Source organism: Actinacidiphila sp. bgisy167 (assembly GCF_965342175.1).
In the GTDB taxonomy this organism is placed as follows: domain Bacteria; phylum Actinomycetota; class Actinomycetes; order Streptomycetales; family Streptomycetaceae; genus Actinacidiphila.
In genome coordinates this window covers 14460-40300 of record NZ_CBDRBL010000015.1, presented here as the reverse complement: position 1 = coordinate 40300, position 25841 = coordinate 14460, and the positions used below count along the sequence as shown (strand labels likewise).

Genomic DNA, 25841 nt, shown 5'->3' with positions numbered 1-25841 from the left:
ACGCGACGGATGCGGCAGTAGCGGTGCCTCGGTGCGCGGTGGGCTGCCTGGGCAGGGCTGTGCGTTTTCGACCCGTAATGAGCACCGCACAGTATGCAGCACTCGTACCCCCTTGCGCTGGAATATGCCCGAAGCGCTTGTTGTGGTGTCGGCGGGTCAATCATGCTGGGTGGCGAAGAGGTCACGGAAGGTGACCCTGGTGAGGCGCGAGGCGATGTGTCCGCCGGTTCGGATGGTGTGAGCGGTGCAGGTGCTCCAGGTTCAGCTTGAGGTCGGCCCCGATCCCGCGGAGGTGGGCCGGGCCCGCAGGTGGGCCCGCTCGCGTCTCGCGGGCTCCGGCATAGGAGACGACGAACCGGTCGCCGAGACGCTGATCCTGCTCATCTCCGAACTCGTCACCAATGCGGTGGTGCACACCGGCTGTCCCGCTGTGCTGCGGATGCTCTTCCGCTCCTCCGGCGCCCCGCAGAGCGGTCGGCAGGAGACCGTCCGCGTCGAGGTGGCCGACGCCAGCGACGCCCCGCCGCGCCCGCGGCACGCCGACGACGACGAGACCGGCGGCCGCGGACTGGAACTCGTGGACGGCCTCGCGGACCGCTGGGGCTGGCAGCGCGAGGGCGCCGGCAAGCAGATCTGGTGCGAGATCGACCGCAGCGTGCGTCCGGCGGTCGTCCCGGCGCAGTCCGTGGGCGGGTTGATCCGCCGCCCCGCCTTCTGACCGAGTGTGACGGGCGCCGCCACCTCCCCTGCGACGCGCCTTGTGGGCAGAGCGCGCGCCGGCGCCGCGAGGCGCCGCCTCAGAAACCCTCCGTCGCCCGGAAAGTACGCCGATAGGCGCTGGGCGAGACGCCGAGGACGGCCTGCAGATGCTGCCGCATGGAGGCCGCCGTGCCGAACCCGGCTCGCCGGGCGACCTGGTCGACCGGCAGATCGCTGGACTCCAGCAGGTGCCGGGCCCGCTCGACGCGCTGCTGCGTGAGCCACTGCCCGGGACTGGTGCCCACCTCCTTCCGGAAACGGCGGGTGAAGGTGCGCACGCTCATCGCCTCGCGCTCGGCGAGCTCGCGCAGCGTCAGCGGCTGGTCGAGCCGTTCCAGGGCCCAGGAGCGTGCCGCGGCCGTGCCGGCCCGCGAGGGTTCCGGGACGGGCCGCTGGATGTACTGCGCCTGTCCGCCCTCCCGGTGCGGCGGCACGACCGTACGGCGCGCACTGGCGTTGGCCACGGCGCTGCCGTGGTCGCGGCGCACGAGGTGCAGGCACAGGTCGACGCCCGAGCCGACGCCCGCCGAGGTGAGGACGGCGCCGTTGTCGACGTACAGCACGTCCGGGTCGACCCGCACCTGGGGGAAGAGCCGTTGGAAGTGGTCCGTGCTCGACCAGTGCGTGGTGGCGCGCAGACCGTCCAGGTAGCCGGCCGCGGCGAGGAAGTAGGAGCCGGTGCAGATGGACACGAGCCGGGCCCCGGGGCGGATGCGTGCGAAGGCGGCCGCCACCTCCTCGGGCAGGCGGCCCTCCGTGTGAGCGACGGAACGCTCGTGGGCGGCGGGGACGATGACGGTGTCGGCCGTCGCCAGCACCTCGGGTCCGTGGGCGACGTGGAGGTCGAAGTCGGCGTCGGCGCGCACCGGCCCGGGGCCGTAGGGGGAGCATGTCACGACCTCGTACAGGTCGGCCTCCGCGCGGTCCCTCGCGCCGCCGAAGATGCGGTGCGGGATGCCCACTTCGAAGGGGATCACCCCGTGCTGGACGAGGACGGCGACCCGGTGGCGCACCGGTGCGCCGGGAGCGACGTTCCGTGAAGAAGCCTCCAGGGACGGGGTCATGGCCCGATCCTTGCACAACCTGGCCATCCGGCCACTCGTTCCGCCGGAAACCGTGCCCGATGCTGATCCGGTGACCCAGCCCCCCGAACTTCCCGCGCAGACCCTGGCCGACGGGGTCCCCGACGCATCCCGGCAGTTCCGCGACCTCCGAAAGCCCGGCCGGCCCCGCACCCCCGGCGAGCCCCGCATGTCCAACCCGCGCACGTCCCGCAACCCGCGCACGTTCCGCAACCCACGCCTCCACCGCGCGTGGTGGGTGGCCGCCGCCGCCTTCGTCACGCTGATCGGCGCCGCTGGCTTCGCCTCCCTGCCCGGGCTGCTGATCGAGCCGCTGAACGGCGAGTTCGGCTGGTCGCGGGGCATGATCGGGCTCGCGGTGTCGGTGAACCTCGCCCTGTACGGGGTGACGGCGCCGTTCGCCGCGGCGCTGATGGACCGCTTCGGCATCCGCCGAGTCGTGGCGGCCGCGCTCCTCACCATCGCGACGGGAGCCGGTCTGACCGTCTTCATGACCGCGAGCTGGCACCTCGTGCTCCTGTGGGGCGTGCTCGTCGGACTCGGCAGCGGCTCCATGGCGCTGGCCTTCGCGACGACCGTCACCAACCGCTGGTTCGAGCATCGGCGCGGCCTGGTCACGGGCATCCTGACCGCGGCCGGTGCGGCGGGGCAGCTGATCTTCCTCCCCCTGCTCTCCGTCATCGTCGAGCAGGTGGGCTGGCGCGCCGCGGCGCTCACCGTCGCGGGAGCCGCGGTCGCCGTCGCGCCCCTGGTCTACCTGCTGCTGCGGGACCACCCGGCCGACGTGGGCCTGGCCCCCTACGGCGCCACGGAGTTCGTGCCGAAGCCGCCGCCGGTGACGGGGGCGGCGACGCGTGCGGTCAGGGCCCTGTCCGACGCCGCCCGGGGCGGCCCGTTCTGGCTGCTGGCGGGGACCTTCGCCATCTGCGGCGCCTCGACGAACGGGCTGGTCAAGACCCACTTCGTGCCCGCGGCGCACGATCACGGGATGGCGGTGACGGCCGCCGCCTCCCTGCTCGCCGTGATCGGCGTCTTCGACATCGCGGGCACCGTCGCGTCCGGCTGGTTCACCGACCGCTTCAGCCCGCGGCGCCTGCTGGCCGCCTACTACGGGCTGCGCGGGCTGTCGCTGATGTTCCTGCCGGTGCTCCTCGGCGACTCCGTGCACCCGCCCATGGTGCTGTTCATCGTTTTCTACGGCTTGGACTGGGTGGCCACCGTCCCGCCCACCATCGCCCTGTGCCGCGAGTTCTACGGCGCCGACAGCGCCATCGTCTTCGGCTGGGTGCTCGCCTCCCACCAGGTGGGCGCCGCCCTGGTCGCCTTCCTCGGCGGCGCGGCACGCGACGCCTTCGGCTCCTACGACGCGGTCTGGTACTCCGCCGGGGCGCTGTGCGCGCTCGCGGCGCTCATGTCACTGGTGATCCGGCGTCGGGCGACCCCGGAGTCCGGGGGGCTGCCCCTCGCGGCGTAGGGCGGGCGGCTCGCGGCACCGGTGTGACGATGCGTCAGAAGTCCCCGTGGCCGGTGCCACTGCGACTGAGGCCCGCCGCGCGCACCGGGCGCCCGCGCCGCTCCGCCTCCTGGCGTCGGAGACCGCGTCGGCCGCCCTGCTCTCGGTGCCCGTGGTGTGGCTCGGTGGTTCGTACCCGCTCGCGTGGCTGTGCGTCGCGGGCGCCGGTGCGGCGCCCGTCCTGGTCACCGCCTGCTCCGCGGGGCGCCCGGACCCGGAGGGAAGGACCGGGTGGGCGCCGCAGCGGCAGGTCGCGTTCCGGATCTCCGTCGTGACGATCGCGGCGTCGGGCGTCGTCTTCGCGGGCGCCCTCCTGGCCCACGGGACCGGGCTGATGGGGGAGTACCCGTCCGCCGCCCGGGTTCGCGGCTCCGCGGGGTGAGCCCTCGCCCCGCCCTGGGGGGCGCCGGGCTAGCGCCGCGCCGCCACCGCCTTGGCGATGCGGCGTGCGTCCATGGCCATCTCGCGGAACATCCCGCTGATCGGGTTGGTGAAGCCGGTGAAGTACAGGCCAGTGGCGTTCTCGGGGGTGCGGCGGCCGTGCGTCAGGGGCCTGCCCCGCTCGTCGAGGACGCCGAGGTGGCCGACGAGCGGTTCCAGGCCGCGCCGGTAGCCGGTGGCCGCGATCACCGCGTCCGGAGTGATCCGCGTGCCGTCGGCGAGCAGCACCTCGTGTCCGGCGAGGCCCTCGACGGCGGCCACGGGCTCGACCTTCCCCGAACGGACGGCGGCGACGATGCCCACGTCCTGGACGGGGATGGAGCCCTCCCGCACCCGCGAGTAGAGCCCGCCCACCGGCCGGGGCAGCCCGTACGCGGACAGGTCCGGCACGAAGACGCGCTCCACGGAGGGCGCGATGGCGTCGACGAGCCTCGTCGGGAGGCGGCGCACCATGATCCCGGTGCGCTGCGCGGGCCACCCGGCGGTGGAGCGGCGCATGATGTGCGGGGGCGTGCGCACCGCCAGCCGGACGCGGGCCGCGCCGGACTCGGCGAGGTCCACGGCGATCTCGGCGCCCGTGTTGCCCACGCCGACGACCAGGACGTCCCGGCCCTCGTACGGGCGGCCGTTGCGGTAGCGGGAGGCGTGCAGCAACTCCCCGGCGAAGGTGTCGCGGCCCGGCCAGTCCGGCAGGTGCGGCGTGTGGTTGTAGCCGGTGGCGACGACGACGCTGCGGGCGGTCAGGAGGCGTCCGCCGGTGGCCGGGAGCACCCACCCCGCCGCCGGGTCGGCCGCGGGCTCGATCCGTTCGACCGCTATGCCGGTGGCGATGTCGAGGTCGTGGAACTCGGCGTACTGCTCGAGGTAGCGCACGACGTCGTCGCGGGCCACCCAGCGCCCGTACGCCCGGGGGATGCCCAGACCGGGGAGTGCGGACAGGCGTCTGGTCGTGTGCAGGCGCAGCCGGTCGTAGTGGCCGCGCCAGGAGGCGCCCACCGCACCCGAGCGCTCGACGACCAGGGTGCGCACGCCCCGGTGCCGCAGCGACGCCGCGACGGCGAGACCGCCGGGGCCGGCTCCGACGACGATGGCGTCGGGCGCGGCCGTGCTCGGTACGCGGTCGGAGGTGGACGCGGAGGTGCCGGCGGATGGCGTGGTGTCGGTCAAGGCTGCTCCCGGGCCTGCGGGGTGAGGGTCACTACCGGAAGGTAGCGCGCCTTCGGCCCGGTGCTCCGTGAAAGTCTGTCCATATCCATGCAATTGACTGCACATCAGATGCTGGAGGTTCTCCGGAGGTCCGGAGGTGGCCGTGCGGCAGGGGAGGCGTGGGGCAGGCCGGCGGTGGGCGGCTCGCCGCGAAGGGGCGCCGTCGCCGCCCGCATGGCCAACCGTGCCGCTTCGCGGGGATGGTGCGCCGCCGTCGTGGACTCGTGCCGTGTGCGCGGCGGCCCGCGCAAGGAGCGGTGGCGCGAGAGGCCCCCGAAAAGGACGACGCGGGCGCCCGGGCCGGCAACCTCCCCCGAGGACCGGTAGGCGCCCGCGTCGTCGCAGGCATGCAGGACTTCTTCTTACAGGTAGAGCAACAATGCCGCCGAGGGCGGGCATCAGAGCCCCGGCGTCACCGCGCCAGCTTCTTGCCCGTCACACCGAGGTGCACCAGAAGCGCGAGGTTCGGCTTCAGCTCGGCCTGCTTGACGCCCAGGCTCTGGAAGCCCTTCTGGTGCGCGGCGACCGCGGCGAGCATGGTCACGAGGGATCCGGCAACGGCCGCGGGGCTGACATCCTTGTCGACGCGGCCTTTGCCCTGGAGCTCCTTGATCGAGTCGGAGAGGGAGTTGGTGAGGGGGTTGAGGACCTTCATGCGGATCTTGTAGAACCGCTTGTCCCCTTCTGCGGCGCCCAGGTCCACGACGCGCAGGATGGCGTCGTGCTTGCGCCAGAAGGAGAGGAAGCCCTCGACCAGTTCCTCCGCCGTCGTGGCGCCGGCCTTGCCGGCCCAGGAGCGGCCGGCGGCGAGGTCCGTCAGCGCGGCCCCCTCCTTGGCCATCTCCTCGGCGAGCTCGAGGACGGCGCCCTCGACGTCGGGGAAGTACTGATAGAACGTTGCGGGGGAGGTACCCGCCATCCGGGCGACGTCTATCACCTTGACGTCCCGGTACGGCGACGTGCTGAGCATGTCGCCGAGACAGTCGAGCAGCTTCTGCCGCGTCGCCTGTCCCCGGCGGCCTGCCACACGGCCGTCGACGGTGCGAACTTGTCCTGTCATGCCGTCAGTTTACGGGTCGGTGATCAGCGCGCGATTTGACGCCTGCAAATGGGGAAGGTCATGTGTTCGAATTTTCCCCGGGCGCTGAGGGTGATCCGCCGATAACGTGTCAAGTCAGACACTCCGTCGATCCCTGTGAATCCCCATGTGAATCAGGATCGTCTGTCGCATCATCGGACGAATCGAGGACGAGATGGCCGCACACCCCGACGGCGCCCCCTGCTGGGCCGACGCCATGCTCAACGACCTGGAGGCCGGCAAGCGCTTCTACGGCGGACTGCTCGGCTGGACCTTCGGGGAGGGGGAGGAGCGGTACGGGCAGTACACCCAGGCGTACGGCCCGGACGGGAAGAACGTCGCGGCCCTCGCCCCCAAACCGGACGGCCGGATGCCGACGGTGTGGAACGTCTACCTCGCCTCCTCCGACATCCGCGCCACCGCGGGGAGGATCCGTGACAGCGGCGGTCAACTCATCATGGAACCCGTGGCCGTTGGCGACTGCGGCACGATGCTCATGGCGGCCGACCCGGGCGGCGCGGTGTTCGGGGTGTGGCAACCCGGCACGCACCGGGGCTTCGAGGTCACCGGCGTCCCGGGCTCCTATGTCTGGACCGAGGTCTACACGCGCGAGACCGAGCGCACCGACCCCTTCTACGAGGAGGTCTTCGGCCTGGGCAGCGGGCGTATCGAGGACGATGCCGTCGACTTCCGGATCTTCGTGCCCCGGGACGCGGAGGTCGGACCCGGCAACGCCGTGTTCGGCCGCTTCCGGATGGGAGAGGGGTTCCCCGACGAACTGCCGGCGCACTTCATGGTCTACTTCGCCGTCGCCGACGCCGATCGTGCCGCCGAGACGGTCGCGCGGCTCGGGGGGCGGGTCACCATGGGTCCGATCGATTCGCCTTTCGGGCGTTTTCTCCTGGCGAGCGACGACCAGGGCGCCCATTTCGCCCTGATCGACCCCGGCACCACGGTCGGTGAGAAGCCGTCCTGAACGCACGCCATCCGCAACCGAAGCGAAGGTCATCGCGTGTCGACACCGCCCCGGGTTCGCAACCGATACTCATCCCAGGAAGAATCAGGGAGGACCCCGGGACGGGGGAACCCACGGGGAGGTGGCAGGGCAGTGGTGCAGCAGCTGACGCAGCACGATCCGAGACGGATCGGGCCTTTCGAGGTGCTGGGCAGGCTGGGTGCCGGCGGTATGGGCCTGGTCTATCTCGCGCGCTCGGCGTCCGGTCGGCGCGTGGCGATCAAGACGGTGCGGGCGGAGCTCGCCGAGGACCAGCTGTTCCGTGTGCGCTTCGCCCGTGAGGTGGAGGCGGCCCGCGCGGTCAGCGGCTTCTACACGGCGGCGGTCGTCGACGCCGACCCCAGGGCCGCCGTGCCCTGGCTCGCGACGGCCTTCGTGCCGGCGCCCTCGCTCGAGGAGATCGTCAACGAGTCCGGTCCGCTGCCGGTGCAGGCCGTGCGGTGGCTCGCGGCCGGTGTCGCGGAGGCACTGCAGTCGATCCACGGGGCGGGACTCGTCCACCGGGACATGAAGCCCTCCAACGTGCTCGTCGTGGAGGACGGCCCGCGCGTGATCGACTTCGGCATCGCGAGCGGGGTGTCCAACACCCGGCTGACGATGACCAACGTCGCGGTCGGCACGCCTGCCTACATGTCGCCCGAACAGGCCAAGGACTCACGCAGCGTCACGGGCGCGAGCGATGTCTTCTCGCTCGGCTCGACGCTGGTCTTCGCCGCGACCGGGCACGCGCCCTACCACGGGGCGAACCCGGTGGAGACGGTCTTCATGCTGCTCCGGGAGGGCCCGGACCTGTCGGGTCTGCCCGACGAACTGCGGCCCCTCATCGAGGCGTGCATGCGGATGGAGGCCGACCGCCGGCCGAGCCCGGCGGATCTGCAGGCCCAGCTCGCGCCGCACCTGTTCTCCTCCGCCGGCGACGACACCGGTACGGCCTCCGCGTGGCTGCCGCCCGCGGCGGTGAGCCTGATAGAGGACCGGCGCAGCGGCGGCCGCCCTGGCGCCGGGCCGGGCGCCCCCGCCGGCGGCGCGGGCGCCGCGGCGCCTCAGGTGCCCCCGATGCCGGCGCGGCCCCCCGCGCCTCCCCCTCCGTCCGCCGCCGAGAGCCCGGGCGGACCGGTGCGGCTCGCCGGCTCCGCGCCGATAGGGCCCGGCATGCGGCGCGCCGAGCGCAAGAACCAGGCCGCGGCCGCTGCCGGGGGCGGACTCGGCTGGGCCGGCCGCGGCGGCGCGGCCGGAGCGCCCCCGGCGGCGGTGCCCGGCCAGGGCAACGCCCACGGGGTGCGGCAGGGGGGGCCGCAGCCCCCCGCCGTCCCGCCGGGCGAGTGGCGGCCGTGGCGGTTCCGCATGTCCAACGACGTGTGGGGCACCCCGGTCGTGTCCTCGGGCCGGCTCTATGTGACCTCCTTCGAAGTGCACGCGCTGGACGTGGCCACCGGGCGGCGGCAGTTCAAGACCCGCGACGTGGCGTGGACGATGGCGGTCTCGGGCGGCCGGATCCACGGCTCCGACGGGCCGAGCCTGTACGCGCTGGACGCCGGGGACGGCTCCGAGCACTGGCGCACCGGAGTGGACGGCTGGATCTACTCGCTGCGGGCGGACGCCGGCACGGTGGTCACCGGCACCCGCGGCGGCGGCGTTCAGGTCTGGGACGCCGCGACCGGGCGGCTGCGCTGGGAACGCGGCGGTGCTCAGACTGACTTCGAGACGCCCGAGTCGGGCCCGAGCGTGGTGGACGGCGTCGTCTACTTCCACGGCGGCGGCCGCCTGCAGGCCATGGACGCCACGAGCGGCGGGGAGCAGTGGTCGTACCCGACCGGGGAGGGCGGCGCCATGCCGACCCGACCGGTCGTCGCCGACGGCGCGGTGTACGTGACGGTGGGGAACCGTGTGCTCGCCCTGGACGCCCGCAGCGGCGCCGAGCGGTGGCGTTTCGACGCTCCCGCGGTGATGTTCGCGCCCCCCGCCCATGTGCCCGGGCCGGGCGCCACGGGTGGCGGCGTCTATGTCGCGGACTATCTGGGCACCGTGTACGCCCTGGACCCGGCGGACGGCCGCGATCGCTGGCGGGTCGCCACCGAGCAGCGGCAGAGCGTGGAGCCCGTGCTCGTCGCGGGCGGTTCGGTGATGCTCGGCGCGGGCGGCGCGCTGTACACGCTCGACGCGGTCTCCGGCACCCCGAAGTGGCGCTTCGCCGCCCAGGGCGAAATCGTCGGCTCCCCCGTGGTGGCCGACGGGCGGGTGCACTTCGGCTCCAAGGACCACTGCCTCTACACGGTCGACGCGGGCGGCGGCCAGTTGCGCTGGAAGCTGGAGACCGGCGGGGAGATCACCGGTTCCCCGGTGGTCGCCGACGGCGTGGTGTACGCGAGCAGCAAGGACCGCTGCGTGTACGCGCTCAACGCCGTGAAGGGCACCGAGGCGGCCACCCGGCGCGCGTGACGGCCCGGTTGACGGAGGCTGACGGCCGTCGCGCCACACACGGAAGGGGCAGACGACGGCCGCCGTCGCTCAACCTACGCGGCGGGAGCGCGGGGCGCCACGCGGGGTGGCGTTCGGGGTGAACCACCCTCGGCCGTGTCCGGTCGAGGCGCAACGGCGGCTCCTGCGAGGCATCGTCGCCCCGCCCATGGGTGACGAGCCGGCGTCGTGCGCACCCGGAAGGCCTTGCGGCACACGGGTTCGCTGCAGGGGCCCGCGGAGGGGGACACCGGGGTGCGGCACTCACTGCGCGCCGGTGGCGCGCGCGATGGCTGTCGGCGTCTGCGGCGGTTCTCGGCGGTGCGGGGGGACGAAGGCAGGGCGTCCGGTCGCGTGGCCGGCCCGGGCCCGTCGGCCCTCGTCCGGCTGCCTGGCCGGCAGGCGCGGGCGCCCGCGCCCCCCGCATGACGCCCCGACACGGCGTCCCCGACATGGCGAAAGACCGACTACGGCGCCCCCTCCGCGCCGCAGTCGGTCCATGGTGCGTGCCGCCGCTGCCCCCCGCGCTGCCGTTCTGCAGCGCCCCCCGTCCTGCCCGGCGGCATCTTCCGGGCCGGGTGTCCCCCGTGTCCCCCGTCGGCCCGTCCGGCTCCCCGCTCCCCCCGGTGCGTGGAGCCGGGACCTCAGGTCTGGTGCCAGTTGTCCGGCTTGATGATCGTGCCGTCGCCCTTGGCGGTCGCCTTCTCGGCGGTCTCCTCCTCGGAGGGAGTGACCTCCGGCTCCTCCGCGGCGCCGGCCTCGGGCGTCGTCTCGCTCATGCTGCCTCCTGCTGTGGACTGGTCGACACCGAACCCGCCTGGCAACGACCCCCGTACGCCGCCAGGCGGGTGGCTGTGGAACTGATGGAATCGTGGCAGGGGACGATAATCAACTGATAAACGGAATTGTTGACGTCCTGTGCCCGTGGTGTTGCACGTCCCGGACGTCAGACCGCGACCGCCGGCGCGGCAGGGCCCGCGAGCAGACGCCGCACGGTCTCCGCGTCGGGGGACCCCAGGGCCGTGAACTCCGCGAGGGCGTCGCGCCAGCAGGCACGCGCGCGGTCGGGCTGACCCATGCCGTCGAGGGACGTGCCGAGGACGGTGAGGGCGTGCGCGCGGCGCCACGCGCCGCCGATCTCACGCAGCAGGTTCAGCGACTGCTCAGCGAGGGAGGCCGCCTGGCGGTGGCTCCCGGAGGCCAGTTGGACCTCGGCCATCCGGAAGAGGGTCATCCCCTCCCACAACTGCTGCCTGGCCGCACGGAAGATGGGGAGCGCCTCGGTGAGGCACGCGTAGGCCTCGTCCTCGCGGCGCGCGGCGGTCAGCGCGATGGCGAGCGCGTACAGGCCGTTGCCGAGACGGAATCCCGCCCGCAGGCCCCGGTAGATCGACAGGGCGTCCTCGGCCGCGGCCACCGCCGCCGGGATGTCGCCGAGGTCGTTCCTCACCCGCGACAGGTTGCTCAGGGCGGCCGCCTCACCATGCCGGTTGCCGTCGGCCCGGAACGCGTCGAGACCGCTCTGGTAGTGGGCGGCCGCCTCCTCGAAGTGCCGGCCGTACGCGGCGATCATGCCTCGCACGATGGGCGCGTAGCTGCACGTCAGCGGATCCTCGACGGAGCGGCCGAGGACGAGTGCGCGCTGCGCCTGCCCGTCCGCCTCCTTGAAGTGGCCCGAAAGGCCCAGGAGCTGGCCCAGCAGCACGCGCGTCCTCGCCTCCACGCGCTGCTCGCCGCAGGTGCACGCCGTCGCGGCGAGGGCGCGCGTGGCCTGCTCGTACTGGCGCGCGTGGATCCCGGACTCCATCAGGTCCTGGGTGGTGAAGAGCAGGTCGACGGCCCGCCGCAGCGGCGCCTCACAACCGTCGGCCGCCGCCTGCCGGACGGCGGCGAGAAGGCAGGGCGCCTCGGTGAACAGCCACTCCAGGCCCTCCGCCCGGGAGTCGAAGGCCAGTCCGGGGCGGCCGACGGGGGCGAGGTGCGCGAGCACGCGGTCGCCGGGGTTCTCCAACTCGTAGGCGCGCGCGGCTGACGCGAGGTAGAAGTCCAGCAGCCGGGACAGGGCCGCGCAGCGGACATGGTCGCCCTCGTGGCGCCGGGCGCAGTCCCGGGCGTACAGGCGCACCAGGTCGTGGTAGCGGTAGCGGGCGGGCGCGTTGGACTCGAGGAGGCTGATGTCGACCAGCGCCTCCAGCAGCTCCTCGGCGTCGGCGACGTCCAGGTCGAGGACGGCCGCGGCCGCGTCCAGGGAGATGTCCGGGCCGTCGGCGAGGGCCAGCAGGCTGAAGGCACGGGCCTGCGACGGGGTGAGCTGGCCGTAGCTGAAGTCGAAGGTGGCCCTGACGGCGAGGTCGCCGGCCCGGAGCTCGTCCAGGCGGCGGCGTTCGTCGCTGAGCCTGCGGGCCAGGAAGGAGACCGTCCAGCTGCGGCGGGTGGCCAGGCGGGAGGCGGCGATGCGGATGGCGAGCGGCAGGAAGCCGCAGGCGGCGACGACCTCGAGGGCGGCCTGGCGTTCCCCGGCGACGCGTTCCTCCCCGACGATGCGGGTGAAGAGCAGCAGGGCCTCTTCCGGGCTCATGACGTCGAGGTCGACCAGGTGGGCCCCGGCCAGGTCGACCATGCGGGGCCGGCTGGTGATCAGCGCGGCGCAGCCGGGCGTGCCCGGCAGAAGGTGGCGGACCTGGGCGGCGTCGTGGGCGTTGTCCAGCAGGGCCAGGACCCGGCGGCCCGCGAGGGTGGAGCGGTAGAGCGCGGCGCGGTCGGCGAGGGACTCGGGTATCGCGGAGTCGGCGACGCCGAGGGAGCGCAGGAAGGATGCGAGCACCGTCTCGGGTTCCGCGGGCACGGCGTCGGCACCCTGAAGGTCCACGTAGAGCTGGCCGTCGGGGAAGGCGCCCGCGACGGCGTGGGCGACATGGACGGCGAGGGTCGTCTTGCCGACGCCGCCGATGCCGGCGACCGCGGAGACCGCCATGACACCGCCCTCCGCCGAGGCCCCGGCCAGACGCTCGCCGAGTTCCCGGACGAAGTCCTCGCGGCCGGTGAAGTCGGCGACGGTGGCGGGCAGCTGGGCCGGCCGTACCGGCTCGGCGGCGACGGACCCGGCCTCCGACCCGGCTACGGGCCGCGGGACGGGGGGCAGCAGAGAAGGGTCCGCCTCCAGCACGCACTGGTGCAGTTCGGCGAGCTCGGCACCGGGGTCGACGCCCAGCTCGTCGGCGAGCAGGCGGCGCGTGTCGGCGTAGACGCCCAGCGCCTCGGCCTGCCGCCCGCTGCGGTACAGGGCGAGCATCAGCAGGGCGCGCGGACGTTCGCGTAGCGGGTGCTCCGCGGACAGCACCGTGAGTTCGGAGACGGCCTCGGCGTGGCAGCCGGCCTGCAGGTCCAGGTCGAGGCAGGTCTCGGTGAGCTGCAGCCGCCACTCCGTCAGGCGGGTGCGCTGGGTCTCGGCGTACGGGCCGGGGAGACCGGCCAGGGGCTCGCCGTCGAAGAGGGCGAGGGCGCCGCGCAACTCGTCGCGGGCCGTGGCCAGGTCTCCCGCCGCGCGGGCCTTCTCGGCCGCGGCTTGGTGCCGTTCGGCGAGGAAGAGGTCGAAGCCCTCGCCGGGGTCCAGCACGTAGCCCCCCTCGACGGTGGCCAGCGCGTCGGCACCGAGGGCCTTGCGGAGGCGGAAGGCGTAACTGCGCAGCGCCGCCAGCGCTGTGGGCGGAGGCTCCTCGCCCCACACGGCGTTCAGCAGCTCCTGCGCGGTGGCCGGGCGCCCGCCGCGCAGCAGCAGCGCGCACAGCAGTGCCTTCTGCTGCGGCGATCCGACGGAGAGCGGCTCCGTGCCGCGCCAGGCCCGTACCGGGCCGAGGACCGCGAAGCGCAGCGCTCCGCCCGGGTCCTTACCGCTTGCCATGCCTGCCCCCTGATGCCGCCGGATCTTCGCGAGAGCGCGTATATCGATCGTTCATCACGAGCCGGAACAGTTTCCCCGGACGGCGGGACCATCCTGATCGGTTCCGCCGACTGTGCCAGTTTGCCGCCTTTCCCGAACGCGGTCACCCAGGGGTGGCCTTCCGGAGGGGCGCATGAGGGAGTAACGGAAGATGCGCGGTTCAGTTTCCCATGGAGTGCGGCCGATTGCCGTCGACCCGGCGGGAGTTCCGCCGGAGGAGGTGGAGGGCCGCCCATGTGCGCGCGTTGTGTGAGGCATGCCGGGAGCGGAGCGCGGAGCCGGGGCGGCCGGCCGGCGGTGCCGGTCGGCCGACTGCCCGGCCCCGCCCTGCGACGCCGGGCCGAGCGGGACCCGGAGGGGCGTCTGGGAGAGCCGTACGACTGCGACTTCGCCGGGCTCGACCGCCGCGCCCGCGCCGTCGCGGCGGAGCTGGGACGGCTGCTGCCGCCGGGCAGCCGGGTGCTGCTCGACTACCGGCAGGGCGCCGACCTGGCGGGGGCGTTCTACGGCTGCCTGTACGCCGGCATGACGGCGGTGCCGCTGGTCGGCGGCGGCCGGGCGGGGGCGGAGCCGGTCGCGGAGGCCGTCGAGCGCTGCCGTCCCGCGGCGGTGCTCACCGGCGCCGACGCGTGGACCGCGCTCGCCGTGGACCGCACGCGCACCCGGGTGCTGGAGGCGGACGGGGTCCGGGTGGGCGGCCGCCCGGTGGACCGGACGGCGCAGGAGTGGCGCCCGGTGGGGGTGCTGCGCACGGCGCCCGCCTACGAGCGCTACCTCACCGGCGGTCCCGGCGGCGGCCGCGTCGAGCCCGTGCTGCGGCACGGCGACCTCGCCGGCGCTCTGGGCGAACTGGCCGCCGCGGCGCGTCAAGGGACCCCGGAGGACGGCTTGGGGTGGATCGCCGGGGTGCACGGGCTGGAGGACGCGGTGTGGCGCATGCTGCTGCCGGTACAGGACGACGCCCGGCCGCGACCCGGCCCGGGGTGACGGCGGGTTGTTCGGGTCGTCGGTGGGCGGGTGCCGGCCGGTGAGTGGCGTTCGCGGCGCCCGGAGGTGCAGCGCTCGGAGGGGGCGCGCAGCCGAGGGCGGCGGGTCGTGAAGTCGCCCACCTCGACCAGCCAGCCCACCCCGATCCCGGCGTACCACCGGCGATGCCGTTCCGTAGGCCGGTCCATCGCGGTCCGGCCCCGGGTGACGGCGGGTCGTTCGGGTCGTCAGCGGGCGCGCCCGCCGGACAACCGTCCGCAGTGCGGACGTCGGCTGGGGGGACGAGGGCCCAGGACCCCGGTCCCTGGGGAGTGCGGAACTCCCGCCGGGCCGCCGCGGGCCGTCAGCGGCCGGGATAGCGGCGCAGCCACGCCGCCGACGCGCCGCCGGGGCCGTGCAGCACCGCCCCCTGGGTCAGCTCCATGGCGAAGTCGTCGGCGACCTGGAGGATGGTCCCCCGGCCCTCCAGCTCCGCGACCCATGCCGGAGGCAGGGCGGTCTCGCCGTCCCGTGCGCCGAGCAGGTTGCCGCAGATCGAGCCGGTGGAGTCGCTGTCCCCGGAGTGGTTGACCGCGAGCAGCAGCCCGTGCCGGACGTCCTCGGCCACCAGGGCGCAGTAGACGCCGATGGCGAGCGCCTCCTCGGCCGTCCGGCCCGTGCCCAGGGACTCCACCCGCTCCGGGCTGGGGAGCCCCTGGCGCACGGCGCCGAGGGCGGCCTGCAGGGCCGCGGAGGTCTCCTCGTGCCCGGGGCGTGCCGCGATCAGGGCCAGCGCGTGCTGAACGGCACCGTCCAGGGTCTGGCCGCGGGCCAGCCCGTGGATGATGACGGCGAACGCCCCGGCCGCGACGGCACTCGTGGGGTGACCGTGCGTCTGCGCGGCGCACTCCGCGGCGAGCTGGAGCACCAGCTGCGGCTCCCAGCCGACCAGCAGTCCGAAGGGGGCGGACCGCGTGACCGTTCCGCAGTCCTTGGACTGCGGGTTCTTGGGCTTGTCCAAAGTGCCCATCCGCTCGTCGCCGAGCCCGGTGAGGCAGGCCTTCGCGGGGGCGCGGCGCGCGTACAGCCACTCCTCGCGGGCCAGCCAGCCGGTGTCCTCACGGCGCTCGTCGGGCCCCCAGTCGCTCTGGGTGGCCGCCCAGCGCAGGTAGGCGCGGTGCACATCGGTGGGCGGGTGCCAGGCCCCGGTGTCGCGGCGCACCTGGGCGCGTATCAGGCCCTCCGCGGTGAACAGCGACATCTGGGTGTCGTCGGTGACGGCCCCCCGCCGCCCGTACGCCGAGACGTAGTCGGTGACCCCGTCCTGGCCGTGCGCCTGACGGATGGCGGTCAGCGAGTCGAACTCCACGCCGGCGCCCAGGGCGTCGCCGATGGCGCCGCCGAGCAGGCACCCGCGCACCCGGCTGCGGAAGTCCTGCTGCTCGGCACGCCCCCACACGCCCCCGCTCATGCAACGCCTCTCTGCTCGACTCGACCAGGCACTGTAATCGACTCAATCGGCGGGCTTCCGGTCGCGACCGAAAGCAGCCGGACATGCGCCGAAAAGGCCTCCGCTGCCGGGGCAGCGGAGGCTTCTGAGGAGGCTCGGGATCGGCTTACCAGCCCCGGCTCCCCTCCCGGACGGGCCGGGGTGCCGGGCCGCCGCGGGTCAGCGCCCAGCGGGCCGCACCCGCGAGCAGCGAGGTGACCACCAGACCGATGAAGAGGTTCACCACACAGGCGGCGAGCACCTCGTTGGAGGGCCGCAGGGCCAGCGGGACGAGCACGGCGAAGGCGGTCAGCGCGGTCATGGTCCAGGCGAAGAACAGCGTGGCGCGCGGTGTCGCCGTGAGCAGGACGCGCAGCAGGAGCGTCGCGGCGAGCGCGACGAGCCCTGCTCCCAGGACATAGGCGGTGGCGGCCGCGTCGCGCCACAGCCCGTAGCCCTCCGGGGCGAACAGCGGCAGCAGCAGGAACCTCTGCGCGACCAGGATGCCGGTCTTGGCCAGCAGCCCGGCGAGTACCGCGGCCGCGGCTCCGGCGAACCACAACCGCCAGGTGCGGACGCGTCGGCGGTGGAGATCGGCGTAGCTGCTCGGCACGTGTCGTTCCTTTCCGGTCAGCCGAGGCAGAGCACCAGGAGGCACAGCTGCATCGGTGACGTCGTCGCCGACGGCACGGGGGCCGCCGTCGTGGTGGGGGGAGTGGCCGGGACGTCCGCGGGAGCGTGGGGGGCGGACGAAGGGCCGGTGGTGCGCGGCGTGTCGGCCCGCGCAGCGGTGTCCTCGGGGACGGGGACGGTCGTGCCCGTGCGCACCCGGGGACCGCTGCCGCCCCGCGGAGCCGTGTGCGCCGGGTCGGGGGCGGTGCCGGCGGGGGTGCTCGCGTCGGACGGTGCGGCCTCACGCCCGTACGCGCCTGCCCCCGTAGGGGGCACGGCGGTGCGGGGGTGTGCGCGCTGGACCGCTGGACGGTGCGGGGCGCCGTCACCGGACCGCGCGGGGACCGAGGAGAGCGGCAGGGTACGGGTGGACGCCGGAGTCAGGGGCTCCGCCGCCGCTGCCGTGTCGGCCCGGCTCCTGGAGCCGCCGTGCGGCGTCACCGCGACGGTCAGGCCGCCGCCGAAGAGCGCCACGGCGGTGGCGGCTGCTGCGCGGCGCCGGTTCTTCTTCCAGCGCTCCAGCTGCCGGCGGCGGGCGGCGCGGCCCTGCCGGGTCGGGTCGGCGTCGTCCTGTCCGGTGCCGTCGGGATCGTCGGAGCCGTCGGGCTCCGCGTCGAGGTGCGTCTCCCCGGCGGTGGAGCCCGGGCCCTGCCACATCGGCGGTGCGATGTCGGGTGCGTACGCTCCGCACCCCGGACACACCAGAGCCCCGTTGAGATGCCGACGGCAAAAGGAGCAGTAGTCCATCTCCGAGTCTTTCTCTGCTGACAGCGCCGCCGGGGGACGTCGGCGGCGGTCCGCGCGCACATGGCCCGTGCGGGGCGGAAGGCCAGCAACGCTAACGACACCTCCCGCAGGAGGTGCGCAGCCTGTGTGACGCTTTTGGAGAGTTGCTCGGACTCTTTTGCACAGGTCGAGGGGGGCGCGGCCCGGCCGCGCCCCCCGCTCAGTCCTCCAGGACCGGCAGCAGTTCCGGCAGGTGGCCGTCGGAGGCCAGACCCGTGGCGATGCGCTCGGCGGACACCTCGCCGTAGGTGGTCGTGCGCTGGCGGGCGGGTCGGCCCGCGGCGTCGGCGATGGCCACCAGATCGCGGATGGACCGGTGGGAGCCGTAGCTGGAGCCGGCCATGCGGGAGATGGTCTCCTCCATCAGGGTCCCGCCGAGGTCGTTGGCCCCAGAGCGCAGCATCTCGGCGGCGCCGTCGGTGCCGAGCTTGACCCAGCTGGTCTGGATGTTGCGGATGTGCGGGTGCAGGAGGAGCCGGGCCATGGCGGTGACGGCGCGGTTGTCGCGCAGCGTGGGCCCGGGGCGGGCGATGCCCGCCAGGTAGACGGGCGCGTTGGTGTGGATGAAGGGCAGCGTCACGAACTCGGTGAAGCCGCCCGTGCGCTGCTGGATCTCGGCCAGCAGACGCAGGTGGGCGAGCCAGTGGTGGGGCTGGTCGACGTGCCCGTACATCATGGTGGAGGAAGAGGGCAGGCCCAGTTCGTGGGCGGTGGTGACCACCTCGACCCAGGTGGCGGCGGGCAGCTTGCCCTTGGTGAGCACCCAGCGGACCTCGTCGTCGAGGATCTCGGCGGCGGTGCCCGGGATGGAGTCCAGTCCGGCCTCCTTGGCGGCGGTCAGCCACTCGCGGATGGACAGGCCCGTGCGGGTGGCGCCGTTGACGACCTCCATGGGGGAGAAGGCGTGCACATGCATGCCGGGTACGCGCTCCTTCACCGCCCGCGCGATGTCGAAGTAGGCGGTGCCGGGCAGGTCGGGATGGATGCCGCCCTGCATGCACACCTCGGTCGCGCCGACCTGCCAGGCCTGCTCGGCCCGGTCGGCGACCTGGGACAGCGACAGGGTGTAGGCGTCGGCGTCGGTGCGGCGCTGCGCGAAGGCGCAGAAACGGCAGCCGGTGTAGCAGACGTTGGTGAAGTTGATGTTGCGGGTGACGACGTAGGTGACCTCGTCGCCCACCGCGTCACGCCGGACGTCGTCGGCGATCCGGCACAGCGCGTCCAGCGCCGGCCCGTTCGCGTGCAGCAGCGCGAGCGCCTCGGCGTCGGTCAGCTTCGTGGGGTCGTCGGCGGCCACGGACAGCGCGGTGCGCACGTCGGCCTCGATGCGGTCCGGGACCAGGCCGGGCGCGGCCTGCTCGCGCAGCGCCTCCCAGTCGCCGTACACCTCGTCGAAGTCCGCGCGGCGGTCGCCGGTGCGGCCCTCGGTGTCGATGGTGCGGTGCAGGTCGGTGCGGCCCGCGGCGGTGAAGACCTCCTCCGGCTCCTGCCACGGACGGCCGGTGACCTCGGCGTCCTCGCGCGCCAGGCCCGTGGCGGGGTCGGCCAGCGCGGTGACGTGCGGCAGCAGCCGCGGGTCCAGCCACGGCTCGCCGCGCAGGACGAACTCCGGGTACACGCAGAGCCGTTCGCGCAAGGAGAAGCCCGCCTCCGCCGAGCGCGCCGCCAGTTCCTCGATCTGCGGCCAGGGCCGCTCGGGGTTGACGTGGTCCGGCGTCAGCGGGGAGACCCCGCCCCAGTCGTCGATGCCGGCCCCGATCAGCCGGGCGTACTCCGCGTCCACCAGGTTCGGCGGCGCCTGCAGGCAGGCCGAGGGGCCCATGATGTGCCGGGCGACCGCCACGGTGGCCACCAGGTCGTCCAGCTCCGCGTCCGGCATGCCGCGCATCGCGGTGTCCGGCTTCGCGCGGAAGTTCTGGATGATCAGCTCCTGGATGCCCTGGTACGACCGGGCCACGCGGCGCAGCGCGAACAGCGACTCGGCGCGCTCCTCGTACGTCTCTCCGATGCCGATGAGCAGTCCGCTGGTGAAGGGCACGGAGCTGCGGCCCGCGTCCTCCAGCACCCGCAGCCGTACGGCCGGTTCCTTGTCGGGGGAGCCGTAGTGCGGGCCGCCGGGCTCGCTCCACAGCCGGGTCGCCGTCGTCTCCAGCATCATGCCCATCGAGGGCGCGACCGGCTTCAGACGCTGGAAGTCCGTCCAGCTCATGACCCCCGGGTTGAGGTGCGGGAGCAGCCCCGTCTCCTCCAGGATCCGCACCGACATCGCCCGGACGTAGGCGATGGTGTCGTCGTAGCCGTGGGCGTCGAGCCACTCACGGGCCTCGGGCCAGCGGTCCTCCGGCTTGTCCCCCAGCGTGATCAGGGCTTCCTTACAGCCGAGTTCGGCGCCGCGCCGCGCGATCTCCAGCACCTCGTCCGGGGACATGAACATCCCGTGCCCGGCCCGCCGCAGCTTGCCGGGGACGGTCGCGAAGGTGCAGTAGTGGCACTTGTCCCGGCACAGGCGGGTGAGCGGGATGAAGACGCTCTTGGAGTAGGTGATGACCCCCGGCCGTCCCGCCGCCTCGAGACCGGCGTCCCGCACCCGGGCGGCGCTCTCGGTGAGGGAGGCGAGATCCTCCCCCCGGGCCTGCAGCAGCACGGCGGCCTCCGCGGTGTCGAGCGCGACGCCGTCACGGGCACGCCTGAGGGCACGACGCATGCTGTTGGCAGTGGGCGGAGTGTGGCTCATCCTTCGAGGATAGGCGCGGCGCGGGCCGGTCGGCGGTGTCGGAAGGATCACCGGGCCGCGGGGCTCCGGCGGGAATAAGAGGCGGCGCGGCAGGTGCGGGCCTTGGACCCGCGCTGGCCTTGACGCCCGCGTCAAGGTCTACCGTCGGCGGCATGCGGATCGGAGAACTCGCCGAACGGGCCGGGACCACCACCCGCGCCCTGCGTCACTACGAAGCGCTCGGCCTGCTGCGCGCCCGGCGCGCGGGCAACGGCTACCGGGCGTACGACGAGCAGGACCTGCGGCTGCTCCGGCAGATCCAGGAGCTGCGCGCCTTCGGCTTCGAACTGGCCGACACCCGCCCGTTCGTGGACTGCCTGCGGGCCGGCCACCCCGAGGGCGACTCGTGCGCCGCCTCGCTCGAGGTCTACCGGCGCAAGCTCGCCGAACTGGACGAGTGCATCGACCGCCTGGCGGAGGTCCGCGAGCGGCTCGGCTCGCAGCTCGCCCGCGCGGAACGGACCGCGGCCCAGGGCGCCTCCGCACCGCGCTGCCAGTTCGACTGCGAGGCGAGCGAGAGGAGTACGCCATGACGACGCATACCGAGGGCCTGACGACGGTGACCGACGCGACCTGGGCCGAGGAGGTGCTGGCGGCCGAGGGGCCGGTGCTGGTGGAGTTCACCGCCGCCTGGTGCGAGCCGTGCCGCCGGATCGCCCCCGTCCTGGCGGAGCTCGCGCGGGAGGAGGCGGGCCGGCTGAAGGTCGTCCAGCTGGACGTGGACCGCAACCCGCAGGCGACGTCGGCGTACGGCGTCCTGTCGATGCCGACCCTGATGGTCTTCCGGGCGGGGGAGCCGGTGCGGGCCCTCGTGGGCGCGCGGCCCAAGCGGCGGTTGCGGCAGGAGCTCGCCGACGTCCTGTGAACGGGGCGGGTGCCGTGTGTCCCGGGGCGGGTGACGGCCCTCCCCGGGACACCGGCCGTCAGGCCTTCGCGGGCTCCTCGGGCAGGGCCGCGGCGGCGTCCCCCTCGCCGTCCCCGTCGGTGTTGACGCGCGCCAGGATCGCGTCGCGCTCCGGGGTGTCCTCGGGCTTGACGAAGCCGATGAGCACGTAGAGCACGAGGCTGACCGCCAGCGGTGTGACGATCTGGATCTGCAGCTGCACGCCGTCCAGGCCGTACGTGGTGAGCCAGAAGGCGAACAGGCCCGCCGCCCAGGAGACCAGCGCCGCCGTCGGGCCGGACTTCCGGAACGTGCGCAGCAGCCCGAGCATGAAGGGGATCGCGATCGGGCCCATCAGGCCGGCCACCCACTTGATGACGACCGTGATGATGTCCTTGAACGTCGGGGAGTCCACCTGGGTGGCGACCGCCATCGACAGGGCGAGGAAGGCCACGGTGGTGATCCGGGCGGCGATCAGCCCGGCCCGCGCGTTCCAGCCGCGCGCCGCCTTGGACAGCACCGGCGCGATGTCCCGGGTGAAGACGGCGGCGATGGCGTTGGCGTCCGAGGAGCACATGGCCATGGTGTGGGAGAAGAAGCCGACGACCACCAGGCCCAGCAGGCCGTGCGGCAGCAGCTGTTCGGTCAGCAGGGCGTAGGAGTCCGAGGCGTCCGGCTTCTGCGCCTTCACCAGCAGCGGGGCGACCCACATCGGGAAGAAGAGGACCAGCGGCCAGACGAACCACAGCAGGGCCGACAGCCGGGCCGAGCGGGTGGCCTCGCGGGCGCTGCCGGTGGCCATGTAGCGCTGGGCCTGGTTCCACATGCCGCCGTTGTACTCGAACGTCTTGATGAAGAGGTATGCCAGCAGGAAGGTGAGGGTGTAGGGCCCGGCGGTCGGCGCGGTGTGGTTGTCGGGCAGCTTGTCCCAGACCGTCCACAGCCCGCTGATCCCGCCGATCTCGCCCAGCACCGCCACCAGCATGGCGAGCCCGGCCAGCAGCTGGATGACGAACTGGCCCAGCTCGGTGAGGGCGTCCGCCCACAGCCCGCCGACCGTGCAGTAGACGGCCGTGACGGCACCGGTGATCAGGATGCCCTGGTTGAGGGAGACTCCGGTGAAGACCGACAGGAGGGTGGCGATCGCCGCCCACTTGGCGCCCACGTCCACGATCTTGAGCAGCACGCCGGAGACGGCCAGTGCCTGCTGCGTCGGGATGTTGTAACGGTTTTTCAGGTATTCGAGCGGCGAGGCCACGTGCAGCCGGGAGCGCAGCCGGTTCAGCCGGGGCGCGAAGAGGTTGGCCCCGATGGCGATGCCGATGGCGATGGGGAAGGACCAGGTGACGTACGAGGTGATGCCGTAGGTGTAGGCGATGCCCGCGTAGCCGGTGAACATGACCGCGCTGTAGCCGGACATGTGGTGCGAGATGCCGGACAGCCACCAGGGCATGCGGCCGCCGGCGGTGAAGAAGTCGCTGACGTCGTCGACGCGTTTGTGGGACCACAGGCCGATGGCGACCATCACGCCGAAGTAGCCGACGAGCACGGCCCAGTCGAGACTGTTCATGCGTTGTTGCCCCTTCCAGGGGTCCGCCTTGTGAACGGGAGCGCACTTCGCCGGTACGTCCGTCGTGGGGCGGCGCCCCAGATTGAACCGCCTGGTAAGGGGATGGTCAAGACCACTGACGTTCAAGGACGTGAACGTCGATCAGCAAGTAGAACGATTTTACGTTTTCTTGACCTAACGTCACATTGGCGTGGGCGTCGGCGCGGTCCCACCATGAACGGGCACTTCGCCGGAACGACCGCACGTCGACCGCCCCGGGAACCCGGCCCGGAATCCGTCCGTCCCGCCTCCTCGGCCCGTAGCTGCCGGGGGTCGCCGATTCGTCCGGGGTGGTCGCGCAAGCGTCGTGGCGGCCTGCGGGGGCGCGCATGAGCGTCGTGGCGGCCTGTGGGGGCGGTCCTGGCAATGACCACCTGACGGCTTTGGCGACTCGCGAGTGGGCTGGCGGGCTTCGAGATGCGATCGGCCGGGGGCGACGGTCGTCGGTCGTGAGCGCGCGCCGGGGGCTGGGTATCCGTACGTCTCGCCCGTGAGGCGCCGGCCTGCCTCGCAAAGCGGCGTCCCATGGCGTGAGGCAGGGGGCGGTGAAAGCGGCGTCACGGCACCCGGGGGCCGCTGAGCGCGCTCTGGGCCACTCCTATGAGACGGAGACGCATTCTGCCGCGTCATCAGCGGCGATCAATCATGCGCGGTGGTGAGAAGGAACCCCCTCGGCCAGGACGGCGTGCCGGTCGAGGGGGTCGTCTGCGTCTGGCGGCGGGTCAGGCGGCGGGGAACGCGCCCTGCTGCGCGGCCGCGACGAATGAGGCCCAGGATTCCTTCGGGAAGCTCAGAATTGGGCCCTTGGGGTCCTTGGAGTCGCGTACGGCGATGACCTCGTCGCTCTGGGTCGCCACCTCGACGCAGTCGCCGTTGGCGGCCGAGTACGAGGACTTCTTCCAGGCTTCCTTGTGGATTCGCGGTGTTGCCATTCTTTACACTCCGGATGCTCCAGTCGGGGAGGCGTGATCACGCCCTGCGGCGCGAATGACGCTACTCGCCAACTTCGCTCCCCGGATGGCTGCTTCACCCGACCGGATGGCATATTCCATGACCCGCTTTCGCCATGGTTCCCGCGGTGTACCCTGCCGCCCTCCTGCCTGCTGAGGCCCCGTCAGGTGGCGTACTCCTTGGCGATGTCGATCACGAACTGCCTCGACTGCTCGGCATTCAGCGCCTGGGCCCTCAAATGCTCGTACATCACGCTGTAGCTCTGCACGTCCGACGGCTTCTCGAGGTACAGGTCGCTCGTGACGCCCTCGAGGTAGACCACGCTGGCGTCGGACTCGTCCTCGAACTCCAGGATGGCGAACTTGCCGTACATCCCCGGGTGGGCCCCCACGGTGTAGGGGAGCACCTGCAGTGTGACGTGCGGCATGGAGCTCACGTGCGCCAGGTGCTCCAGTTGCTCGCGCATCACCACCCTGCTGCCCACCACGCGGCGCAGGAGCGCCTCGTCGACGACGGCCCAGTAGCGCAGCGGTTTGACGGGGTCCAGGATGCGTTCCTGCCGCTTGAGCCGCACCTGGATGCGCTTGTCGAGATCGGCGGGAGTCGCCTCCGGCCACATGCCCTCGATGACCGCCTCGGCGTAGGCGCGGGTCTGCAGCAGCCCCGGCACGATGAGGGATTCGTAGACGCGCAGGGACTCGGCCTCGGTCTCCAGGCCGATGTAGACGCTGTAGGGGACGTCGCCGAAGGCGTGCCACCAGCCCTGCTGGCGGGACTCGCGCGCCATGTTCATCAGGGAGTCCACCAGGCGGCTGTCCTCGACCCCGTACACGCCGCACAGATCGCGCACGTCACGCTGGCTGATGCTGCGGCGCCCGTTCTCCAGCCTGCTGATCTTCGACTGGGAGACCAGCAGCCGTGCGGCGACCTCCTCCGCGGTCATCCCCTTCTGCTCGCGCAGCTTGCGCAGTTCCGAGCCGAGTCGGCGTCGCCTGACGGTGGGATTGACGTTGGCGGCCACGGGATGTGCACCTCCGGATTCCGGACTGGTCCGCGTTCTCTGCAGATATGTACTGCTGGTCAGCAGAGTGCCACTATCGGTCATCCCGCCGCTGGGAATTGGTCATATGCTGCGCTCTTCAAAAGAGCGCACAAACGGCGACGCGTGCACGAACGGCGACGCGCGGGGCGGCGGCCGGCCGGTGCCGGTCGCCGCCCCGCGCGTCGCTGTTGCGTGGGAATCGCCGACGTCAGGTGTCCGGGTCTGGTCCCCGGACGCTCCGGCTCAGCGAACGCCGGCGCGGACCATGCCGTGGCCCGTCGCCCTCGTCGCCGCCGGACGACCCTGGGCGGGGGCGCGCTTCTGCTGCGCGGCGGCGCCGTTCTGCACGTCCATCACGGCGTGCGCGACGAGGCCGCCCATGGGGTCGTACCGGATCAGGTCACGTAGCCGTGACCGGGACGACCGGCCCTCGTTGCCCGGGTACAGGTGCTTGCCGAGCCCCACCGCATGGGCGATCGCGGCGAGCGCGGCGGTCCGCGGGTCCGGTGGCACCCCGGTGCGGATCGCGCTGTCCAGTCGGGCCCTGATCTCCCGGCTGACGTCGCTGTCGGTCGCCTGATAGCGAGTGGTCGGCAGCACCCCGCACATCTGTCCCGGCACGGCGTGCACCATGCCGCACCGTTCCAGATGCGCCAGATACGTCTGTCGCAGCCCCAGCCGGGGCCCGCCGATCCAGTGGACGGCGCGCACCGGACTGCCGCGTCGGCGCAGCAGTTCGAGCGCGGAGTCCAGGGTCGGATCTCCTGTCGGCCGTGGGTGCACCACGGCGATACGATCCCCGTCAGGGGCTATCCGTCCTGCCAGGGCCAGCTCCACTAGCTGTGCCCCCGCAAGACCGAGGTCGAGCGACTGCGGCTGCGCCGTGGTACCCGTGGCCGGGTCCAGGGCGAGCAGCAATAGCTCCTCCGGAAGTGTTCTGCGGCTCCTGCCCATCCATGCCTCCCCGCGTGGATGAATGACAGGGTGACGCCTCTCACACCGGCCTGTCGAGAGCGCCTTGCCCGTTCGTGCGGGAACCGACTCATATGTCGTTTGCGTCTGACAACGGGGCGGCGGTGGCTCGCAGGAGGCCGGCTGCCCCGCGGCGGGTCCCGCGGCGGCAGCACGGCAGGGGCCGGGAAACTGGTGTATCGGTGAGCGGGGCGCCGCGGAGGCGCC

General features: G+C 73.2%; 21 protein-coding genes. 8 read left to right on the top strand and 13 right to left on the bottom strand.

Going from position 1 to position 25841, the window contains the following annotated elements:
- Positions 1–244 precede the first annotated feature (244 nt).
- Positions 245–718 carry an ATP-binding protein gene (locus ACRWND_RS08585; protein WP_431947654.1) on the top strand — a complete coding sequence of 158 codons (474 nt, stop codon included), beginning with the start codon at positions 245–247 and terminating at the stop codon, positions 716–718.
- Between the two features lie 79 nt (positions 719–797).
- Here ACRWND_RS08585 and ACRWND_RS08580 read toward each other — a convergent pair whose 3' ends face one another.
- Entirely contained in the window at positions 798–1823 is a 1026-nt protein-coding gene (locus ACRWND_RS08580; protein WP_431947652.1) for a GlxA family transcriptional regulator, read from the bottom strand.
- Positions 1824–2010: 187 nt separating this feature from the next.
- On the opposite strand from ACRWND_RS08580, the gene ACRWND_RS08575 reads away from it, so the two are divergent.
- Both ACRWND_RS08575 and ACRWND_RS08570 read left to right on the top strand, forming a co-directional pair.
- A complete protein-coding gene (locus ACRWND_RS08575) occupies positions 2011–3315 on the top strand; it encodes an MFS transporter (protein ID WP_431947741.1) in 1305 nt (434 codons plus the stop codon).
- Positions 3316–3361: 46 nt separating this feature from the next.
- On the top strand, positions 3362–3736 hold the full coding sequence (locus tag ACRWND_RS08570; protein ID WP_431947650.1) for a hypothetical protein: 375 nt from the start codon (positions 3362–3364) through the stop codon (positions 3734–3736).
- A gap of 29 nt (positions 3737–3765) precedes the next feature.
- Here ACRWND_RS08570 and ACRWND_RS08565 read toward each other — a convergent pair whose 3' ends face one another.
- Both ACRWND_RS08565 and ACRWND_RS08560 read right to left on the bottom strand, forming a co-directional pair.
- On the bottom strand, positions 3766–4962 hold the full coding sequence (locus ACRWND_RS08565) for a flavin-containing monooxygenase (RefSeq protein ID WP_431947648.1): 1197 nt from the start codon (positions 4960–4962) through the stop codon (positions 3766–3768).
- A 451-nt stretch (positions 4963–5413) separates the two neighbouring features.
- Positions 5414–6061: a TetR/AcrR family transcriptional regulator gene (locus ACRWND_RS08560; protein WP_431947646.1), complete on the bottom strand. Its 648-nt coding sequence runs from the start codon at positions 6059–6061 to the stop codon at positions 5414–5416.
- 193 nt (positions 6062–6254) lie between these two features.
- Here ACRWND_RS08560 and ACRWND_RS08555 point away from each other — a divergent pair, with 193 nt between their 5' ends.
- Both ACRWND_RS08555 and ACRWND_RS08550 read left to right on the top strand, forming a co-directional pair.
- Entirely contained in the window at positions 6255–7055 is an 801-nt protein-coding gene (locus tag ACRWND_RS08555; protein ID WP_431947644.1) for a VOC family protein, read from the top strand.
- Between the two features lie 132 nt (positions 7056–7187).
- Positions 7188–9533, top strand: a complete 2346-nt coding sequence (locus ACRWND_RS08550) for a PQQ-binding-like beta-propeller repeat protein (protein WP_431947642.1) — start codon at positions 7188–7190, stop codon at positions 9531–9533.
- 662 nt (positions 9534–10195) lie between these two features.
- Here ACRWND_RS08550 and ACRWND_RS08545 read toward each other — a convergent pair.
- Positions 10196–10330, bottom strand: a complete 135-nt coding sequence (locus ACRWND_RS08545) for a hypothetical protein (protein ID WP_431947640.1) — start codon at positions 10328–10330, stop codon at positions 10196–10198.
- Positions 10331–10497: 167 nt separating this feature from the next.
- Positions 10498–13452, bottom strand: a complete 2955-nt coding sequence (locus ACRWND_RS08540; protein ID WP_431947638.1) for a BTAD domain-containing putative transcriptional regulator — start codon at positions 13450–13452, stop codon at positions 10498–10500.
- Positions 13453–13788: 336 nt separating this feature from the next.
- Between ACRWND_RS08540 and ACRWND_RS08535 the strand changes: the two genes are divergently transcribed.
- Positions 13789–14478 carry an AMP-binding protein gene (locus ACRWND_RS08535; protein ID WP_431947636.1) on the top strand — a complete coding sequence of 230 codons (690 nt, stop codon included), beginning with the start codon at positions 13789–13791 and terminating at the stop codon, positions 14476–14478.
- A 343-nt stretch (positions 14479–14821) separates the two neighbouring features.
- Here the strand turns inward: ACRWND_RS08535 and ACRWND_RS08530 are convergent, their stop codons facing one another.
- The 4 genes from ACRWND_RS08530 to ACRWND_RS08515 form a co-directional block, all read right to left on the bottom strand.
- Positions 14822–15928: an ADP-ribosylglycohydrolase family protein gene (locus ACRWND_RS08530; protein ID WP_431947635.1), complete on the bottom strand. Its 1107-nt coding sequence runs from the start codon at positions 15926–15928 to the stop codon at positions 14822–14824.
- 145 nt (positions 15929–16073) lie between these two features.
- Positions 16074–16559: a hypothetical protein gene (locus ACRWND_RS08525; RefSeq protein ID WP_431947633.1), complete on the bottom strand. Its 486-nt coding sequence runs from the start codon at positions 16557–16559 to the stop codon at positions 16074–16076.
- A gap of 17 nt (positions 16560–16576) precedes the next feature.
- Positions 16577–17365, bottom strand: coding sequence for an SCO2400 family protein (locus tag ACRWND_RS08520; RefSeq protein ID WP_431947631.1), 789 nt, complete (start codon positions 17363–17365; stop codon positions 16577–16579).
- A 199-nt stretch (positions 17366–17564) separates the two neighbouring features.
- Positions 17565–20138, bottom strand: coding sequence for a bifunctional FO biosynthesis protein CofGH (locus ACRWND_RS08515; RefSeq protein WP_431947629.1), 2574 nt, complete (start codon positions 20136–20138; stop codon positions 17565–17567).
- 152 nt (positions 20139–20290) lie between these two features.
- On the opposite strand from ACRWND_RS08515, the gene ACRWND_RS08510 reads away from it, so the two are divergent.
- Complete coding sequence (locus tag ACRWND_RS08510) at positions 20291–20710, top strand: MerR family transcriptional regulator (RefSeq protein ID WP_431947627.1); 420 nt, start codon at positions 20291–20293, stop codon at positions 20708–20710.
- Positions 20707–21042, top strand: a complete 336-nt coding sequence (gene trxA / locus ACRWND_RS08505; protein ID WP_431947625.1) for a thioredoxin — start codon at positions 20707–20709, stop codon at positions 21040–21042. Before ACRWND_RS08510 ends, trxA begins: the two co-directional genes overlap by 4 nt.
- Before the next feature lie 58 nt (positions 21043–21100).
- Here trxA and ACRWND_RS08500 read toward each other — a convergent pair whose 3' ends face one another.
- The 4 genes from ACRWND_RS08500 to ACRWND_RS08485 all read right to left on the bottom strand — a co-directional run bounded on the left by ACRWND_RS08500 (position 21101) and on the right by ACRWND_RS08485 (position 25616).
- The gene (locus ACRWND_RS08500; RefSeq protein ID WP_431947623.1) at positions 21101–22630 is read right to left on the bottom strand and encodes a sodium:solute symporter family protein; all 1530 of its coding nucleotides are present in this window, start codon (positions 22628–22630) and stop codon (positions 21101–21103) included.
- Between the two features lie 761 nt (positions 22631–23391).
- Positions 23392–23601 carry a DUF397 domain-containing protein gene (locus tag ACRWND_RS08495; protein WP_431947621.1) on the bottom strand — a complete coding sequence of 70 codons (210 nt, stop codon included), beginning with the start codon at positions 23599–23601 and terminating at the stop codon, positions 23392–23394.
- A 182-nt stretch (positions 23602–23783) separates the two neighbouring features.
- Positions 23784–24641, bottom strand: a complete 858-nt coding sequence (locus tag ACRWND_RS08490) for a helix-turn-helix domain-containing protein (RefSeq protein WP_431947619.1) — start codon at positions 24639–24641, stop codon at positions 23784–23786.
- Positions 24642–24905: 264 nt separating this feature from the next.
- Complete coding sequence (locus tag ACRWND_RS08485) at positions 24906–25616, bottom strand: GOLPH3/VPS74 family protein (RefSeq protein WP_431947617.1); 711 nt, start codon at positions 25614–25616, stop codon at positions 24906–24908.
- Between the last annotated feature and the right edge of the window lie 225 nt (positions 25617–25841).

Coding starts and splice junctions, on each gene's coding strand:
- trxA (WP_431947625.1), top strand. CDS start 20,707: ATGACGACGCATACCGAGGGCCTGACGACGGTGACCGACGCGACCTGG.
- ACRWND_RS08520 (WP_431947631.1), bottom strand. CDS start 17,365: ATGGACTACTGCTCCTTTTGCCGTCGGCATCTCAACGGGGCTCTGGTG.
- ACRWND_RS08485 (WP_431947617.1), bottom strand. CDS start 25,616: ATGGGCAGGAGCCGCAGAACACTTCCGGAGGAGCTATTGCTGCTCGCC.
- ACRWND_RS08530 (WP_431947635.1), bottom strand. CDS start 15,928: ATGAGCGGGGGCGTGTGGGGGCGTGCCGAGCAGCAGGACTTCCGCAGC.
- ACRWND_RS08560 (WP_431947646.1), bottom strand. CDS start 6,061: ATGACAGGACAAGTTCGCACCGTCGACGGCCGTGTGGCAGGCCGCCGG.
- ACRWND_RS08545 (WP_431947640.1), bottom strand. CDS start 10,330: ATGAGCGAGACGACGCCCGAGGCCGGCGCCGCGGAGGAGCCGGAGGTC.
- ACRWND_RS08575 (WP_431947741.1), top strand. CDS start 2,011: ATGTCCAACCCGCGCACGTCCCGCAACCCGCGCACGTTCCGCAACCCA.
- ACRWND_RS08510 (WP_431947627.1), top strand. CDS start 20,291: ATGCGGATCGGAGAACTCGCCGAACGGGCCGGGACCACCACCCGCGCC.
- ACRWND_RS08580 (WP_431947652.1), bottom strand. CDS start 1,823: ATGACCCCGTCCCTGGAGGCTTCTTCACGGAACGTCGCTCCCGGCGCA.
- ACRWND_RS08555 (WP_431947644.1), top strand. CDS start 6,255: ATGGCCGCACACCCCGACGGCGCCCCCTGCTGGGCCGACGCCATGCTC.
- ACRWND_RS08540 (WP_431947638.1), bottom strand. CDS start 13,452: ATGGCAAGCGGTAAGGACCCGGGCGGAGCGCTGCGCTTCGCGGTCCTC.
- ACRWND_RS08515 (WP_431947629.1), bottom strand. CDS start 20,138: ATGAGCCACACTCCGCCCACTGCCAACAGCATGCGTCGTGCCCTCAGG.
- ACRWND_RS08500 (WP_431947623.1), bottom strand. CDS start 22,630: ATGAACAGTCTCGACTGGGCCGTGCTCGTCGGCTACTTCGGCGTGATG.
- ACRWND_RS08495 (WP_431947621.1), bottom strand. CDS start 23,601: ATGGCAACACCGCGAATCCACAAGGAAGCCTGGAAGAAGTCCTCGTAC.